Here is a 13980-nt window from a genome sequence, read left to right as displayed (position 1 = left end):
GCACGGGGGCTTGAGTCAGCGGACGCCGTTCGGGCGGCGCCGCGCCAGGAGCAGGCCCAGCGCGATCATGCCCACACCCAGGACCAGGTGGAGCCAGTTGTCCGCGTCGTTCACCGGCACGAAGTTCGCCGGGGTGTCGTGACCGATCAGCATCCCGTAGAGCCACAGCAGCAGGTAGATGACGCCGCCGCCGATCAGGAAGTTACGGGCGCCCGACCAGGTGCGGGCGAGAAGGATGCCGGCGACCCCGAACAGCAGGTGCACGATGTTGTGCAGGATCGACACCTGGAACACGCCCAGGAGCATCGCGTCCGACTCGTGCGAGGCGAACTGGAGCTGGTCGAAGTTCGTGGTGATGCCGGGGACGAACCCCAGGACACCGACCAGCAGGAAGACCGCCCCGGCGACGAGTGCCGCTAACTGCACGGGCGTCCGGCGGGCTGTACGCGGGGTGTTCATATGAGCTCCCTCGGAATGGATCTCTTCGGTGCCGGGCCGTCTACCCGGTACGGACCGGGTCAGTCCTTTTTGCCCATGGCTTGGCGGATGACGTCCCTCACGCGGTCCATCATGGCGACGGGAGTGCCCACGAGAATGTTCTTGGTCGCCGACTCGGTGCCGGGGTGCGGGTGCGTGGGCGCCATGGCTTCGGCGGCCTTGACGCCGGCGCCGAGCGCGCGCCGCTCCGCCTCCGTGGTGTGCTGGACGATCTTGGCGAACTCGTACCGCTCCTCGGCGCGGGCGTGCGCCTCGACGGCGGCGCGCAGCGTCAGGAGCTTGTCCATGAAGCCGGGCGCGTCCGGGCCCTCCTGGTCCATCTCCTGGAGGAGCTTCTTGGCCTCGTGCTCCTCCTCGAGGCGGTCCTCGACCACGCCCGCCCCGCCGTCCAGCTTGGCGCGCGCGTACGGGTGGACGATCTCCTCCTCGGCCGTCTCGTGCACGGCCAGCAGCCGCACCAGCCGGGTGAAGGCGTCACCGCGCTGACCGGGTGGCGCCTGTTCGACCTCGTCGAACAGATTCCTGATCATCCCGTGCTGGGCGATCAGCAGTTCGATGACGTCCGTTTCCTGCATGCGTTCAGGGGCCGTCTTCGTCACGTTCCATCTCCTTTCGGGGTCCCGGCCGCTGCCTACCCCTGGTGCGGCTGGTCACGCATGTGCCTCCGGCGAGCCGGGGCGATTGCCTTCGAAGTCCTCGGGTAGGCCGGACTCGCACGCCCCCCGAGTCGATTAGCTCGAAGGAGCGCACATCCATGACCTTCAATCCCTTGCAGGAGCGGGGCATCCCGCTGGACAAGCAACTGCGCAACTGGCGTGAACTGAACGTCATGCCGATCGATCCCGACCACGCGGACCCGTACACGCGCTGCCGCGTCATCGCGATGAACGGCATCGAGACAGAGGCGATCTTCTTCAGCCACCAGCTCGCCCGCCACTGCCCGGACACCGAGATCAAGCAGCAGCTCGCCCGCGTCCGCTACATCGAGGCGCAGCAGCAGAAGGCGGTCAACTGGCTGCTGCCGGGCGTCGCGTCGGTGCTGGAGACGACCATCGCCTACGAGCAGGTCGCGGTCGACCTGACGGCCTGGGTCGCCCGCATGGAGCCCGACCCTTACCTCAAGCAGGCCTACCAGTTCGGCGTCCTGGAGGACTTCGACCACCTCTACCGGTACTCCAACCTGTACGAGATGATCGAGCACCGCAAGGCCGAGAAGATCGTCGACAACCTGACCGAGATCATGCCGGGCCGGCCGACCTACCTGCACCACCGGGACCCGATGGACAACGTCCGCGACCCGTACGACAAGAGCACCACGGAGCCGATCTCCAAGCTGCACGCGCTCACCATCATGGCCGCCGAGCAGCAGACGATGAACTTCTACATGAACGTCGGCCCGACCTACATGGAGCCGATCGCCCGCCAGCTCTACCAGGAGATCGGGCTGATCGAGGAGGAGCACGTCACCCACTACGAGTCGCTCGTCGACCCGGGCGAGAGCTGGTGGGAGATGCTGCTCAACCACGAGTACAACGAGTGCTACCTGTACCACTCGTTCATGCAGACCGAGTCGGACCCCAAGGTGAAGAGCATCTGGGAGCTCCATCTCAACATGGAGCTGGAGCACCTGCGCCTGGCGGCCGAGCTGTTCAAGAGGCACGACGGCCGTGACCCGGAGCAGGTGCTGGCGCCCGAGCTGCCGGCCCCGGTCACGTTCGAGCCGAACAAGGCGTACATCCGCGAGCTGCTCGCGACCCAGATCGACTACACCACGCTGGGCACCGGCTACGTCCAGGAGGCCCACGAGCGGTTCGAGAAGCTGCAGGAGCAGATCATGGGCGGCGAGCGGCCGCCGTCCGAGAGGGTGATGGAGGAGAACGTGCACAAGTCCGGCGAGGAGTACCGGCTGGAGACCGAAGGCGCCCACCCGGTGCGCAGTCTTCAGCTCGGTCGCTGACTTGATCGGCACCATGGCGGCGTTCGGGGCCCGGCTGCGCGGCGGCCGGGTCCTGCACCCGCGCGGCCGGTTGCTGGCCGGGACGCTGGAGGTGACCGGGGCGGGCAAGCTGGGCGTGCCCGTCCTGGACGAGCGCGGACGGTACGAGGTGATCGCCCGGCTGTCGAAGGGCGGGTCGCTGCCCGGCCGCCTGCCTGACGTGCTGGGGCTGGCGATGCGCCTGCCCGGCCCGCTCGACCTGCTGCTCTCCACCTGTGGCAGGGCTCCGTGGCTGCTGTGGCCCAGGGCGGGGTTCGCCGCCGGGCCGTACTCCAGCGTGGTGCCGTACGCGAGCGAGACGGGACCGGTCTGGCTGGTCGCGGTCCCCGAGGGGGAGAACGTGCCGGCCGATCCTGCCCTGCTGCCGGCGGCGCTGGGCCGAGGTCAGCTGCTGTTCCACCTGCTGGCGGCGCGCAAGGGCGGACCGTCCCTGCCGCTGGCGACGCTGCGCCTGCGCGCCACGCTGGCGGAGGGCGCGGACCTGTCCTTCGACCCGGTACGGCACGCGCACCCGTCGCTGCGCATCGAGGGCGTGCTCGCCCGGCTGCGCCGCGACGCCTACCGGGGCTCCCGGGAGGGCCGCGACGCCACCCTGGACGAGGTCAGCGAGCCGGTCGGAAAGTGATCGGCACGCCGAGAGCCTCGGACGCCGGTACGAACGGGTCCCCCTCGCCGGTGCGGCCGAGGGGGACGCCCGCGGCGTGCAGGAGTCGCCCGGTGGCGGCCGGGTCGGCCACCTCGACGGCGAAGGCCGCGAACCCCGGCACCCCCGGCGGAGCCTCGCCAGGGAACAGCTCGGGGAACGCCGACGCGCCCACCACCCTGACGAGGCCAGGCGACCCGCCCAGGTAGGTCGCGTACCGCCGCTCGGTCGCGGCGACGTCTCCGTCCTCGACGCAGAGCACCACCTCGGCCAGGCCCACCGCGCCGTTGGGATGCCCGGCCGCCTCCGCCTCGGAGAGGTTCTGCGCCATGCCGACCCGCCCTTCGGGGAGGTCGGTCAGCTCCAGGTAGCGTGCCGGGTCCATCCGGGTGCCCGACGGCGTCTCGACCGGGCGCCGGATCGGCTGCACGCCGCCGTGGCCGACGCCGTCGGCGTCCAGCCGGGCGGCGGTGACCTCCAGGTCGGCCGAGTCCAGCATCACGATGTGCACCCCCTGGAACCGCCGCAGGCGGGCCACGAGGGAGGCGGTGACGGCCTCCAGCGCCGCGGCGACGGCCGGGACCCGGTCTTCGGGCACGTCCAGGGGGAGCGGCCGGGCGTCCGCCGGCATCCGGCCGAACGCCACCAGCTCCAGGAAGCCGCGCTCGAAGTACGCGTGCGCGTTCGCCACCCCGGCGGGCCGGGTCGACCCGGGCAGCACGGGATAGGCGGGCGGGGCCAGGGTGAACCCCAGGCGGCGGTAGCGGTCCACGGCGTCGGCCAGGTCGTGCACGAGGTGGCCGACGTGGTGCGGGCCGGTGATGTCGTGACCCATGGCGGGTCGCCTCCTCAGCGGTAGGCGGCGTCGCCGAACTCCTGGCCGAGCCGCTCGAAGACCGCGATGACCGGGCCCGCCGCGCGCGCGTACCGCTCAGGGGGCGGCGGCTCGGCGGGCTCGAACGTGCGGCGCAGCGTCTCGGCCAGGTGGCCGGCCTTGGCGTCGAGGTCGAGGTCGAGCTGGGGCGGCAGCAGCGGCTCGACGGCGAAGAACCCGTACGCGATGGTGGGCAGCGGGTAGTCGAGGTCCTCGGGCCGCAGCCCCGCGCGCAGCAGCCCGTGGCCGGCCAGGATCTCCAGGTAGGCCCGCGAGGCCAGCAGCTTGGCCCCTTCGAGCGGTCGCCGCGCCGGGCTGGTCAGGAACTTGCCCATGGTCTCGGCGTCCCTGGTGAAGATCGCCCGCAGCACCGGCCGTTCCATCGCCTCCAGGAAGAACCGCCGCAGGTAGCGGTGGAGCGCGATCTCGCCGGGGTCGCGCCGCATGGCGCCGGTGACGGCGGCGAGCATGTCGGCCGCCTCGCGCGCCGCGACGGCGAAGAACAGCTCCTCGCGGGAGCGCCAGTGCAGGTAGACGGTGCCCTTGCCGACGCCGGCCCGCTTGGCGATCTCCTCGATGCTGACGCGCCGGTAGCCCCAGCGCAGCAGCAGGTCCTTCGCCGCGTCGAGGATCCGGTCGGCCCGCTCCCTCTGGCTCACGACCACTCCCTTCATGACCGATGACCAGATTAGCATTTTGGTCATCGGTACGCGTGAGAAAGCCGGACGGCCACGGATCGGGGATCAGCCCGGCTTGCGGCCGACGCCGGCGGCGACCCAGTGCTCGGCGGCCTCGGCGTCGGAGACCGGCGCCTCGGGACGCCACTGCCGGACGTAGACGAAGCCCGGCTCCACCAGCTCCAGGCCGTCGAAGAAGCGCTTGACCTGGGCCATGGTCCGCGGCCCGCCCGAGGGGCGCTTGAGCGCGTCGCGGTAGATGTCGGCGATCGCCTCGGCGATGTCGGGCCGGGTGTCGAAGACGGCGTGGGTGATCGCGATGTGGCTGCCCGGCGCGAGGCGGTCGCGCAGGGCGGCCACGCTCTCGTAGGCGCCGTAGTCGTCGGGAATGTACTGCAGCATGCCGAAGAGCAGCACCATCACCGGCTGGGAGAAGTCGATGAGCTGCCGCGTCACCGGGTGCTCGAAGATCTTGTCGGGGTAGAGGATCCCGCCCTCGGCCACGCCGGTGCGCTCGTTGGTGGCCAGCAGGGCGCGGGCGTGGTTGAGCGCGACCGGGTCGTCGGAGACGTAGACGGCCCGGGACTCGGGCGCGAGCTCCTGGGCGATCTGGTGGACGTTGCGCTGCACCGGCAGCCAGGCGCCGATCTGGAGGAACTGCCGCACCCCGGCCTCTATCATGTGGGCGACCACCCGCTGGCGGAACTCCTGGACGTGGTCGCCGATGTCCTTGGCCTCGGGGGCCAGGGCGAGCACCCGCTCGGCGATCTCGCGGTCGATCGCGAAGTTGTCCTTGCCGCCGGCGAAGTAGTTGTTGATCCGAGCGACGCTGGGCGTGCTGGCCGACACGCCCGGGACCGGCGGCGGGGTGGCATCGCTCATGAGTGATCTCCTGTTCGCGGAGCGCTACAGACCACGGTAGCGGCTTCTCAACGGACGGAAAGGACGATCCGCCCCGAAGGAGCGCCCGAGGCCTGACGTTGCCACGCTTTCGCGGCGTCGTCGAGTGGCACGGTCTCATGGACGACCGACAGTCTGCCATGCGCGGCGTGGTCGGCGATCTCGGTGATGGCGGCGGTGCGCTGGGCGGGCGTCAGCTCGTTGTTGGTGTAGCCCAGCAGCCGCAGCGACTTGCCGCGCAGCGTCGAGGAGTCGATCGGGCTCGTCTCGGAGGCCGAGCCGCCGAGGTTGACCAGGCGGCCGCCGGGGCGCAGCGCCCGGGCCGCCGCCGCGGCCGGCGCGCCGAAGAGCGGGTCGAGCACCAGGTCGGCGGGGCCGTCGAGGGCCGCGGAAAGCGCGGCGGCCAGCTCGTCGACGTCCTCGCTGTCGAGCGGGACCACCGCGTCGGCCCCGGCCCGCTCGGCGCGTTCCCTGGCGGCGGCGGAGCGGGCGGCGGCCACCACCCGCCGGGCGCCGGCCAGCCGGGCGAGCTGGACCGCGGCCTGGCCGACGGCGCCGCCCGCGCCCAGCACGATCACCTGCTCGCCCGCCCTGAGCTCGCCGCACCGGCTGAGCGCCTGGTGCGCGGCCACGGCCGACAGGCCCAGCGCCGCCACGGTCACCGGGTCGGCGCCGGGCGGCAGCTCCACCAGGTCGCTCTCGGGCACCGTGGCCAGCTCGGCCATGCTGCCGTCGCCGGGCGCCATCCCGGCCCTGGTGGGGAACCAGACGGTCCGGCCGCCCGCGGTGCCCACGCCCTGGACGCCCGGTACGTACGGGGTGGGCGGGGTGCCGAAGTAGGACGTGCCGGTCGCGCAGAGCAGGTCGAGCGGGGTGATCGGGGCGGCGATCACCTCGACGAGCGCCTCCCCGGGGCCGGGCGCGGGGACGGGGCGGCCCGCCACCACAGGCGGCTCGCCGCAGGCGTGGATCTGGACGGCGCGCATGGTCAGGTCGCGATGTCCGGGTAGGGCAGGCTCATGTGCGCCAGCTTACGGGCGTACTCCTTCTGGAACCCGAGAGGCTCGTAGTCGCGCTCGAACATGGCGATGAAGAGTGTGAGCGTGAGGAACGGGTGCGCGCCCAGCTCGAAGAGCCGCACGTAGTCGTGCGCGGTCAGCGCCTCCCGCTCGGTGCCGTCGAAGCGCAGCCAGGTGGACGCCTCGCCGCCGTGGCAGTTGAGTATGAGGTTCGCCTGCGTGGACTCCCACCACTCGACCGTGCCCCTCGGGTCCTCGCGGTAGCGCTCGACCAGCTCGGGGTCGCGGTCGACGGTGAACAGGAACTTGTTCAGCAGATACTTGCTCACGACCGGCCTCCGCGCGGGTACCAGGTGAAGTAGGCCTCCATGGTGTGGAACAGATCGTAGGTGTCGACGTAGTCGGCCTTCTGGCCCTCGCCCGCCACGCCCATCATGAGCATGAAGTCCATGAACCCGTGGGTGGCGTTGCCCGGCGCGTGCAGGCTGTCGAGCGTGACCTCGGCCAGGCAGCCCTCGATGTCGCCGCCGGCGATCCACTCGACGGCCTTGGCGTCGAACTCCGGGTCGGGGCCGTGCGGCCCGAACTGACGTGGCCCGCCCAGCTCCAGCGACAGGTGGCCGGTGCCGATGACGGCGACCCGCTGGTCCGACGGCCACGACTCGACGAGCTGCCGGATCGTCCGGCCCAGCTCGACGAACCGTTTCGGCCGAGGCAGCGGCGGCGCGAAGATGTTGGTGTAGACGGGCACGATCGGCAGGTCGTTCTGCGGGCGCAGGGTGATGATCGGGCACGTGATGGAGTGGTCGATCCGCAGCTCGTTGGAGAAGGCCAGGTCGAAGCCCGCGTCGAGGCCCTCGCGCAGCACGTGCGCCGAGAGGTCCTCCTGGCCGGTGAAGAGCATCCGGGGCAGCCCGAACTCGCGCTCCTCGTTGTACCAGTTGGCGTCGTAGTAGGGCGCCTTGCCGATCAGGAACTGCGGCATGTTGTCGAGCCAGAGCTGGTGGAAGTGGTCGGACCCGACCATCACCAGCACGTCGGGCCTGGCCCGGGTGAGGGTCTCGCGGAACGCCTCCACCTTGCGCACCCACTCGTCGGCGAACGGCGGCCGGTTCTCGCCGGTGGCCGTGCTGGCGCGGTAGTAGAACGGATGGTGGGTGGATGCGATCACGGCGACGAGTTCAGCCATGCGTGCCTCCAGGGGGGTACGGGTCGGGGGCGACGGACCGGTTGTTGAGGTCGACCGACAGGAAGATGTCGTTGGCCACCGGGTGGCGCAGCTCCTCGGCGAGCTGGCCGATCAGCCCGGCGGTCCTGGCCAGCAGGGCGAAGCCGCGCAGCAGCTCCAGCGGCAGCCCCAGGTCGGCCAGCGCCGCCCCGCAGGCGCCGGCTCCGTTCAGCGGCAGCGTCTTGCCCAGCACCTCGGGGTGGACGCGGCCGATCGCGGCGAACAGCGACAGGTGGGGCCCGTAGAGCCCCTCCTCGGCGGCGATCCGCATCAGCCTGGGCGTGCGCGGGTCGCCGTTCTTGTGCACGTGGTGGCCGAGCCCCGGGACGAAATTGCCCTGCTCGCGCTGGGCGCGCACGGTCTCCAGGGCGAGCGCGTCCCATCCGGCGTCGTCCACCGGCCGTTCATCGGCGGACTCCAGCACGGCGTGCAGGAACCGGCCGCAGTCCTCGGTCACGCCGAGGAACCGGGACCCGCCGCCGAGCAGCCCGGCCGCCAGCGCGCCCTGGACGGAGTCGGGCGCCGACAGGTAGGTGAGCCGGGTGACGATCGCGGTGGGCGTGAACCCGTGGTCGGCCAGCGCGGCGAGCACCGCCTCGAACACCCGCGTCTCGCCGGGGGCCGGCCTGCGCTGGGTGGCCAGCCAGAACGCCAGCTCGCCGAAGCCCACCTGGCCCATCACGTCCTCGGCGAGGTCGTGCCCGAGCAGGGTGATCTTCTCGACCGAGGAGGCGCCGAGCGCCGTGGGGTACTCAGGCACGGTCGTCCCCCTTCGACAGCCAGGCGCGCAGCTCCGCGCCGTGCTCGTCCAGCTCGGGAGGCGGCAGCTCGTACGTGAGCGCGCTCTCGGAGAACCGGATCGGGTGCCGCGTCGTCGGCACCGCCCGCTCGCCCTCGCCGACCTCCACCACCGGGTCGAGCCCGAACCGCTCGGCCATCGCGAACCCGCCGTCGACGGTGTTGATCGGCCCGCTCGGCACCCCGGCCTCGACCAGCAGGTCGAACCACTCCACGGCGGTCCTGGTGCGCAGCCGCCCGACGAGGACCGGCCGCAGCTCCTCTCGGTTGGCGGTCCGGTCGGCGTTGCGGGCGAAGCGCGGGTCGTCGGCCACCTCGGGGATGCCGAGCACCTCGCAGAGCTTGCGGAACTGGCCGTCGTTCCCGGTCGCCACGATCAGGTCGGTGTCGGCGGCGGGCAGCGGCTCGTACGGGAACACGCTCGGATGCGCGTTGCCCATCCGGAACGGCACCACGCCGCCCGCCACGTAGGCGGAGCTCTGGTTGACCATCGCGGTCAGCGCCGACGAGAGCAGGTTGATCTCGACGTGCTGGCCCTGCCCGGTGGCGTCCCGGTGGCGCAGCGCGGCCAGGATGCCGATGACCGCGTGGTTGCCGGCCATCACGTCGAACACCGAGATCCCGGCCCGGTAGGGCGGCCCTTCCGGGTCTCCGGTGAGGCTCATCAGGCCGGACATGGCCTGCACCATCAGGTCGTAACCGGGCACCTTGGCGCCGGGGCCCGAGCCGAACCCGCTGATGGACGCGTACACGACGCCGGGGTTCGCGGCCCGCACAGCGTCGAAGCCGAGGCCGTACTTGTCCAGCCCGCCCGGCTTGAAGTTCTCGATCAGCACGTCGGCCCGCCGGGCCAGCTCCCTGGCCAGCCCGGCGTCCTCCTCGTCGCGCAGGTCCAGCGCGATCGACCGCTTCCCCCGGTTGACGCCCAGGTAGTAGGTGGCCGTCTCGCCGCGGGCCGGCGGTGTCCACGACCGGGTGTCGTCCCCCTTGGGCCCTTCGACCTTGACCACCTCGGCTCCCAGGTCGGCCAGGAGCATGGTGGCGTACGGGCCCGCCAGCACACGGGAGAAGTCGGCCACCAGCACACCGGACAGAGGTCCTGCTGTCATCCGGCTCCGCCCTCCATATCCGTCAAACGGACACTTGTCCGTGACGCTCATTCTCACCATCGAACAGGAGAAGCGTCAACCATTGACAGGCCGCGGGCACGTCATCAGAGTGTCCTTTACCAGCAATGACCGTATGACGGACAGTCGTACGCTGAGATCGGGGTTGAGGGAGTCCACCATGACAGAATTCGAGGCCGGACGCCCCGTGGTGCTCCGGGGCGGCACGGTGCTGCCGATGGACGACAGCCGGCAGGTGCTCACCGGCGCCGACGTCCTCGTCGAGGGCGACCGGATCTCCGCCGTCGGGGCGGACCTGCCGGTGCCCGACGGCACGATCGAGATCGACGCCGCCGACGGCATCGTCATGCCCGGCATGATCGACACCCACCGCCACATGTGGCAGACCGCGATGCGCGGCTACGGCGCCGACTGGACGCTGACCCAGTACTTCGTCTGGTACTACCTGGAGCACGGCAGGCTGTTCCGCCCCGAGGACGTGCAGGCCGGCAACACGCTGGCCGCCATCGAGGCGATCGACGCCGGCGTCACCACCGTCGTCGACTGGTCGCACGGCCTGCAGACGGTCGACCACGCCGACGCCGCCGTGGACGCGCTCCAGTCGGTGCCGGGCCGGTTCGTGCTCGCGTACGGCAACATCCAGGCGCCGCCCGCCGAGTGGACCGCCGCGCCGGAGTTCCGCGACTTCGTGAACCGGCGCATCACCGGCGACGACATGCTCGGCTTCCAGCTCGCCTTCGACGTGGTCGGCGACCCGTCCTTCCCCGAGAAGCCGGCCTTCGAGGCGGCCCGCGACCTGGGCGTCTCGGTGACCACCCACGCGGGCGTGTGGGGCGCCACCAGCGACGAGGGCATCAGGCAGATGTACGAGCACGGGTTCATGACCCCGGGCACCGTCTACGTGCACGCCGCCACGCTGGAGCCCGACTCCTACCACCGCATCGCGGCCACCGGCGGCTCGATCTCGGTCTCCACCGAGAGCGAGCAGAGCGCCGGCCAGGGCTACCCGCCCACCTGGGCGATCCGCCTGCACGGCATCCCGGTCTCGCTCTCCATGGACACCAGCGTCTGGTGGAGCGGCGACCTGTTCTCCGCCATGCGCACCACGCTCGGCGCCGACCGCTCCCGCGCCCACCTGGAGGCGCACGCCAAGGGCGACACCGTCACGCACTGCGCGCTCCGCGCCGACCAGGTCGTCGAGTGGGCGACCAGGGGCGGCGCGCGGGCGCTCGGCCGCGACGACCTCGGCAGCCTGGAGCCCGGCAAGAAGGCGGACCTGGTGCTCATCAAGAACGACCGCTCGCCGGTGTCGTTCCCGCTGCTCAACCCGTACGGGCACGTCGCCTTCCAGGCGCAGCGCGGCGACGTGCACACGGTGATCGTCAACGGCCGGGTGGTCAAGCACGAGCACGAGCTGGTCGGCGTCGACCTGGCCGCGGCCCGCCGCCAGGTGGAGTCGACCGTCGAGCATCTGCGCTCCACCATGGGCGAGGAAACCTGGATCAAGGGCATGAACCCCGACATCCCGGAAACGAAGATCCTCGACAACCCGTACACGTACACCGACTACAGAAGCTCCGCGACGCGCGACCGTTAAAGTCCTACCCGTGAGACCTGCTGAGCGAGGCGTCGATGGCACGCGCTGACACCGGACCCGATTTCATCGAGGCGCTGGCCCGCGGCCTCGATGTGATCAAGGCGTTCCGGCCCGGCCGGCCCGTCATGACGCTGACCGAGGTGGCGACCGCGACCGGGCTGGCCCGGCCGACGGCCCGCCGCATCCTGCTGACGCTGACCGAGCTCGGTTACGCGCGGGCCGAGCGGGGCGGGTTCGCGCTCACGCCGCGGGTGCTGGAGCTGGGCGTGTCGTACGTGCGCTCGATGGGGCTCTGGGAGGTCGCCAGGCCCCATCTGGAGCGGCTGGTGGCGCGGACCCACGAGTCGTCGTCCATCGCCCAGCTCGACGGGTCCGACATCGTCTACGTGGCGAGGGTGGCCGTCCCCAAGATCGTCACCCTGTCGGTGCAGATCGGCACCAGGTTCCCGGCGCTGCAGACCTCGCTGGGCAAGGTGCTGCTGGCCGCGCTGCCGCCGGCCGAGGTGGAGCGGGTGCTGGCCGAGCCGAGCCGGTCGGGCATCACGCCGCGCTGGCAGCCCGGTCGCGAGGAGCGCGAGAGCGCGCTGCGCGCGGTCCGGGCCAAGGGCTGGGCGCTCACCGACGAGGAGCTGGCACTCGGCATCAGGTCGGTGGCCGCCCCGCTGCGCGACGGCCTGGGCAACGTGATCGCCGCCGTCAACGTCAACGCGCACGCCGCCGAGACCCCGGTGGAGAAGCTGACCGAGGAGCATCTCCCGCTGCTGCTCAAGACCGCGAGCGCGATCAGCGCCGACTGGTCGCAGTACGAGACGGTGCCACAGGTCACCGCGTCTTGACGACGCCCTCCCTGACCAGCCAGTCGACCGACTCGCGGATCGCCTCGAAGGGCGTGAACCGCGGCCGGAACCCGAGCAGCCGCGCCGCCTTCTCCATGCTGCAGTGCGGGCTGTGCAGGATGTGGTCCCAGGTGACCTCGGCGTCCTCGGCCGAGACCGTCTCCTTCCAGCGCTCCCACGGCAGGTAGGTCAGCCGGGCCTCCTGGCCGAACCAGCCCGCCGCCGTCTCGGCGTAGCCGCGCAGCGTCACCGCCGAGGACGCGACGCAGTGGAACGCCTCGCCGAGCGCGACCGACCGGTTGCCCAGCGCGGCCATGAACAGCCGGGCCACGTCGTCGGCGTGGACGTGCTGGACGGTCTCCAGGCCCAGGTTGGGCAGGGCCAGCTCGCCGCCGTCGGCGAGAGTCTGGAAGGCGACCGGGTTGACGTTGCCCGCCGGGGTGACCGGCACCCAGCCGGGGCCGACGATGTGGCCGGGATGGATCAGCGTGGCGGGGAAGCCGTCGCGCTGCGCCCGGCCGAGCAGGTAGGCCTCGATCGCGGCCTTCTTGATGCCGTAGTCGCCGAACGGCCGGCGCGGCGCGTCCTCCAGGGTGGGCACGTGGACGCTGGGCCCGTGGACCCAGACCGTGCCGCAGTGGAGGAAGTGGCGGACCTTGCCCGCCAGCGCGTCGGCCAGGTGGCGGGCGCTGGACTCCTCGAAGCAGATGAGGTCGATGACCGCGTCGGGCTCCAGCCCGGTGATGCGGCCGCCGAAGGTGCCGGCCGCCTCCTCCGCCTCCCGGTCGGCGGTCACCGGGGTGACCCGCTGCCAGGCGCCGTGCGGGGAGTAGGGCCGCCGGGTGCCGCGGCTCACCGCGACCACGTCGTGCCCCGCCTCGACGAGCCGGGGAACCAGGTAGGTGCCGATATGGCCGCTCGCGCCGATCACCACTACACGCATGCCGCAAGCTTAGGCCGCCGCCCGGTTTGCCGGTATCCCGCGAGGGCAGCCGCCGGGCATGGCCGACAGCAGCAGCCGCCGCCTCAACGCCGCTCGGCTGGCGCGCGCACAAGGATTGTTCACCATCGCGAACGGGCTCTGGCCCGCGATCTCCATGTCCAGCTACGAGAAGGTGTACGGGACCAAGACCGACCGCTTCCTGGTCCGTACGATCGGGAGCCTGCTCGTCGGGATCGGGCTCAACCAGGTGCGGGCCGCCGCCCGCCCGGAAGGGCTGCCGTACGCCAGGCGCATCGGCACCTCGGCGGCCCTCACCCAGCTCCGTCTCGACCTGCTCAACGTGTTCGCCGGACGGGTGCCGCCGACCTATCTGCTGGACGCCGCGGCCCAGGCCGGCTGGCTCTACGCGTGGCGGCGCGCCGACGTGCCGCCGCAGCCGCCGGGGCCCGGCACGAAGTTCGCGGCGGGGGCGGGCATGGCGCTCGCGGGCGCGGCCCTGGGCGTCGGCGCGGCGCTGGCCGGCGAGGCGGTGGCGCGCCGGATCGGACGCGGCGGCGCGGTGACCGGGGACGAGCCGGCGAAGCCGGAGTTCCAGCCTGTTTGACCTGCTCTTTCCTGGTCAGGGGACGGGGGAGTGCAAGGGGGAGAACATGAGCGAGCAGCCGGGGTATGAGGTCGAGCGGGATCTCGGCCAGGCCGAGGATCCCTCCCGCCGCCCGATGGGCGCCACTCCAGGCATCGAGGACAGCATCGACGAGCACGAACTGCGCCGGCTCACCGAGCTGAACCCCGACGACTTCGAGTGACGGGAACGGATGACGGCCGGCGGGCCGCTCCCGCCGGC

17 protein-coding genes are annotated in these 13980 nt (G+C 71.8%); 6 read left to right on the top strand and 11 right to left on the bottom strand.

Annotated features, from left to right (window positions below):
* Positions 1-15: 15 nt before the first annotated feature.
* Both ACGFI7_RS23545 and ACGFI7_RS23540 read right to left on the bottom strand, forming a co-directional pair.
* The gene (locus ACGFI7_RS23545) at positions 16-459 is read right to left on the bottom strand and encodes a DUF4383 domain-containing protein (RefSeq protein WP_393407973.1); all 444 of its coding nucleotides are present in this window, start codon (positions 457-459) and stop codon (positions 16-18) included.
* A gap of 59 nt (positions 460-518) precedes the next feature.
* The gene (locus ACGFI7_RS23540; protein ID WP_393407970.1) at positions 519-1097 is read right to left on the bottom strand and encodes a hemerythrin domain-containing protein; all 579 of its coding nucleotides are present in this window, start codon (positions 1095-1097) and stop codon (positions 519-521) included.
* A 155-nt stretch (positions 1098-1252) separates the two neighbouring features.
* On the opposite strand from ACGFI7_RS23540, the gene ACGFI7_RS23535 reads away from it, so the two are divergent.
* Together ACGFI7_RS23535 and ACGFI7_RS23530 are read left to right on the top strand one after the other, a co-directional pair.
* Entirely contained in the window at positions 1253-2455 is a 1203-nt protein-coding gene (locus ACGFI7_RS23535; RefSeq protein WP_393407967.1) for a hypothetical protein, read from the top strand.
* Positions 2456-2468: 13 nt separating this feature from the next.
* Positions 2469-3119, top strand: coding sequence for a hypothetical protein (locus ACGFI7_RS23530; protein ID WP_393407964.1), 651 nt, complete (start codon positions 2469-2471; stop codon positions 3117-3119).
* Here ACGFI7_RS23530 and ACGFI7_RS23525 read toward each other — a convergent pair.
* The 8 genes from ACGFI7_RS23525 to ACGFI7_RS23490 all read right to left on the bottom strand — a co-directional run bounded on the left by ACGFI7_RS23525 (position 3097) and on the right by ACGFI7_RS23490 (position 9742).
* Complete coding sequence (locus ACGFI7_RS23525; protein WP_393407961.1) at positions 3097-3972, bottom strand: VOC family protein; 876 nt, start codon at positions 3970-3972, stop codon at positions 3097-3099. The genes ACGFI7_RS23530 and ACGFI7_RS23525 overlap by 23 nt on opposite strands.
* A gap of 14 nt (positions 3973-3986) precedes the next feature.
* Positions 3987-4670, bottom strand: coding sequence for a TetR/AcrR family transcriptional regulator (locus ACGFI7_RS23520; RefSeq protein ID WP_393407959.1), 684 nt, complete (start codon positions 4668-4670; stop codon positions 3987-3989).
* A gap of 84 nt (positions 4671-4754) precedes the next feature.
* A complete protein-coding gene (locus tag ACGFI7_RS23515) occupies positions 4755-5570 on the bottom strand; it encodes an SAM-dependent methyltransferase (protein ID WP_393407956.1) in 816 nt (271 codons plus the stop codon).
* Between the two features lie 47 nt (positions 5571-5617).
* Positions 5618-6574 (bottom strand): zinc-binding alcohol dehydrogenase family protein, encoded by a 957-nt coding sequence (locus ACGFI7_RS23510; protein WP_393407954.1) that lies wholly within the window; start codon positions 6572-6574, stop codon positions 5618-5620.
* 2 nt (positions 6575-6576) lie between these two features.
* The gene (locus ACGFI7_RS23505) at positions 6577-6936 is read right to left on the bottom strand and encodes a hypothetical protein (protein ID WP_393407952.1); all 360 of its coding nucleotides are present in this window, start codon (positions 6934-6936) and stop codon (positions 6577-6579) included.
* Positions 6933-7796: an extradiol ring-cleavage dioxygenase gene (locus ACGFI7_RS23500; RefSeq protein ID WP_393407950.1), complete on the bottom strand. Its 864-nt coding sequence runs from the start codon at positions 7794-7796 to the stop codon at positions 6933-6935. The genes ACGFI7_RS23505 and ACGFI7_RS23500 overlap by 4 nt, the downstream gene beginning before the upstream one ends.
* Positions 7789-8595, bottom strand: coding sequence for a citryl-CoA lyase (locus ACGFI7_RS23495; protein ID WP_393407947.1), 807 nt, complete (start codon positions 8593-8595; stop codon positions 7789-7791). The genes ACGFI7_RS23500 and ACGFI7_RS23495 overlap by 8 nt, the downstream gene beginning before the upstream one ends.
* On the bottom strand, positions 8588-9742 hold the full coding sequence (locus ACGFI7_RS23490; protein ID WP_393407945.1) for a CaiB/BaiF CoA transferase family protein: 1155 nt from the start codon (positions 9740-9742) through the stop codon (positions 8588-8590). The genes ACGFI7_RS23495 and ACGFI7_RS23490 overlap by 8 nt, the downstream gene beginning before the upstream one ends.
* Before the next feature lie 178 nt (positions 9743-9920).
* Between ACGFI7_RS23490 and ACGFI7_RS23485 the strand changes: the two genes are divergently transcribed.
* Positions 9921-11357, top strand: a complete 1437-nt coding sequence (locus tag ACGFI7_RS23485) for an amidohydrolase family protein (protein ID WP_393407943.1) — start codon at positions 9921-9923, stop codon at positions 11355-11357.
* A 35-nt stretch (positions 11358-11392) separates the two neighbouring features.
* Positions 11393-12193 (top strand): IclR family transcriptional regulator C-terminal domain-containing protein, encoded by an 801-nt coding sequence (locus tag ACGFI7_RS23480; RefSeq protein WP_393407941.1) that lies wholly within the window; start codon positions 11393-11395, stop codon positions 12191-12193.
* Here ACGFI7_RS23480 and ACGFI7_RS23475 read toward each other — a convergent pair.
* On the bottom strand, positions 12180-13136 hold the full coding sequence (locus ACGFI7_RS23475; RefSeq protein ID WP_393407939.1) for an NAD-dependent epimerase/dehydratase family protein: 957 nt from the start codon (positions 13134-13136) through the stop codon (positions 12180-12182). The genes ACGFI7_RS23480 and ACGFI7_RS23475 overlap by 14 nt on opposite strands.
* A 58-nt stretch (positions 13137-13194) precedes the next feature.
* On the opposite strand from ACGFI7_RS23475, the gene ACGFI7_RS23470 reads away from it, so the two are divergent.
* Together ACGFI7_RS23470 and ACGFI7_RS23465 are read left to right on the top strand one after the other, a co-directional pair.
* Positions 13195-13740 (top strand): hypothetical protein, encoded by a 546-nt coding sequence (locus ACGFI7_RS23470; protein ID WP_393407936.1) that lies wholly within the window; start codon positions 13195-13197, stop codon positions 13738-13740.
* A gap of 46 nt (positions 13741-13786) precedes the next feature.
* Positions 13787-13942, top strand: coding sequence for a hypothetical protein (locus ACGFI7_RS23465; RefSeq protein WP_393407933.1), 156 nt, complete (start codon positions 13787-13789; stop codon positions 13940-13942).
* The last annotated feature ends 38 nt before the right edge of the window (positions 13943-13980 follow it).

Origin of the sequence: Nonomuraea sp. NPDC048826 (assembly GCF_043198225.1) — a bacterium.
Lineage (GTDB): Bacteria > Actinomycetota > Actinomycetes > Streptosporangiales > Streptosporangiaceae > Nonomuraea.
This window is presented reverse-complemented; position numbering and strand designations above follow the sequence as displayed.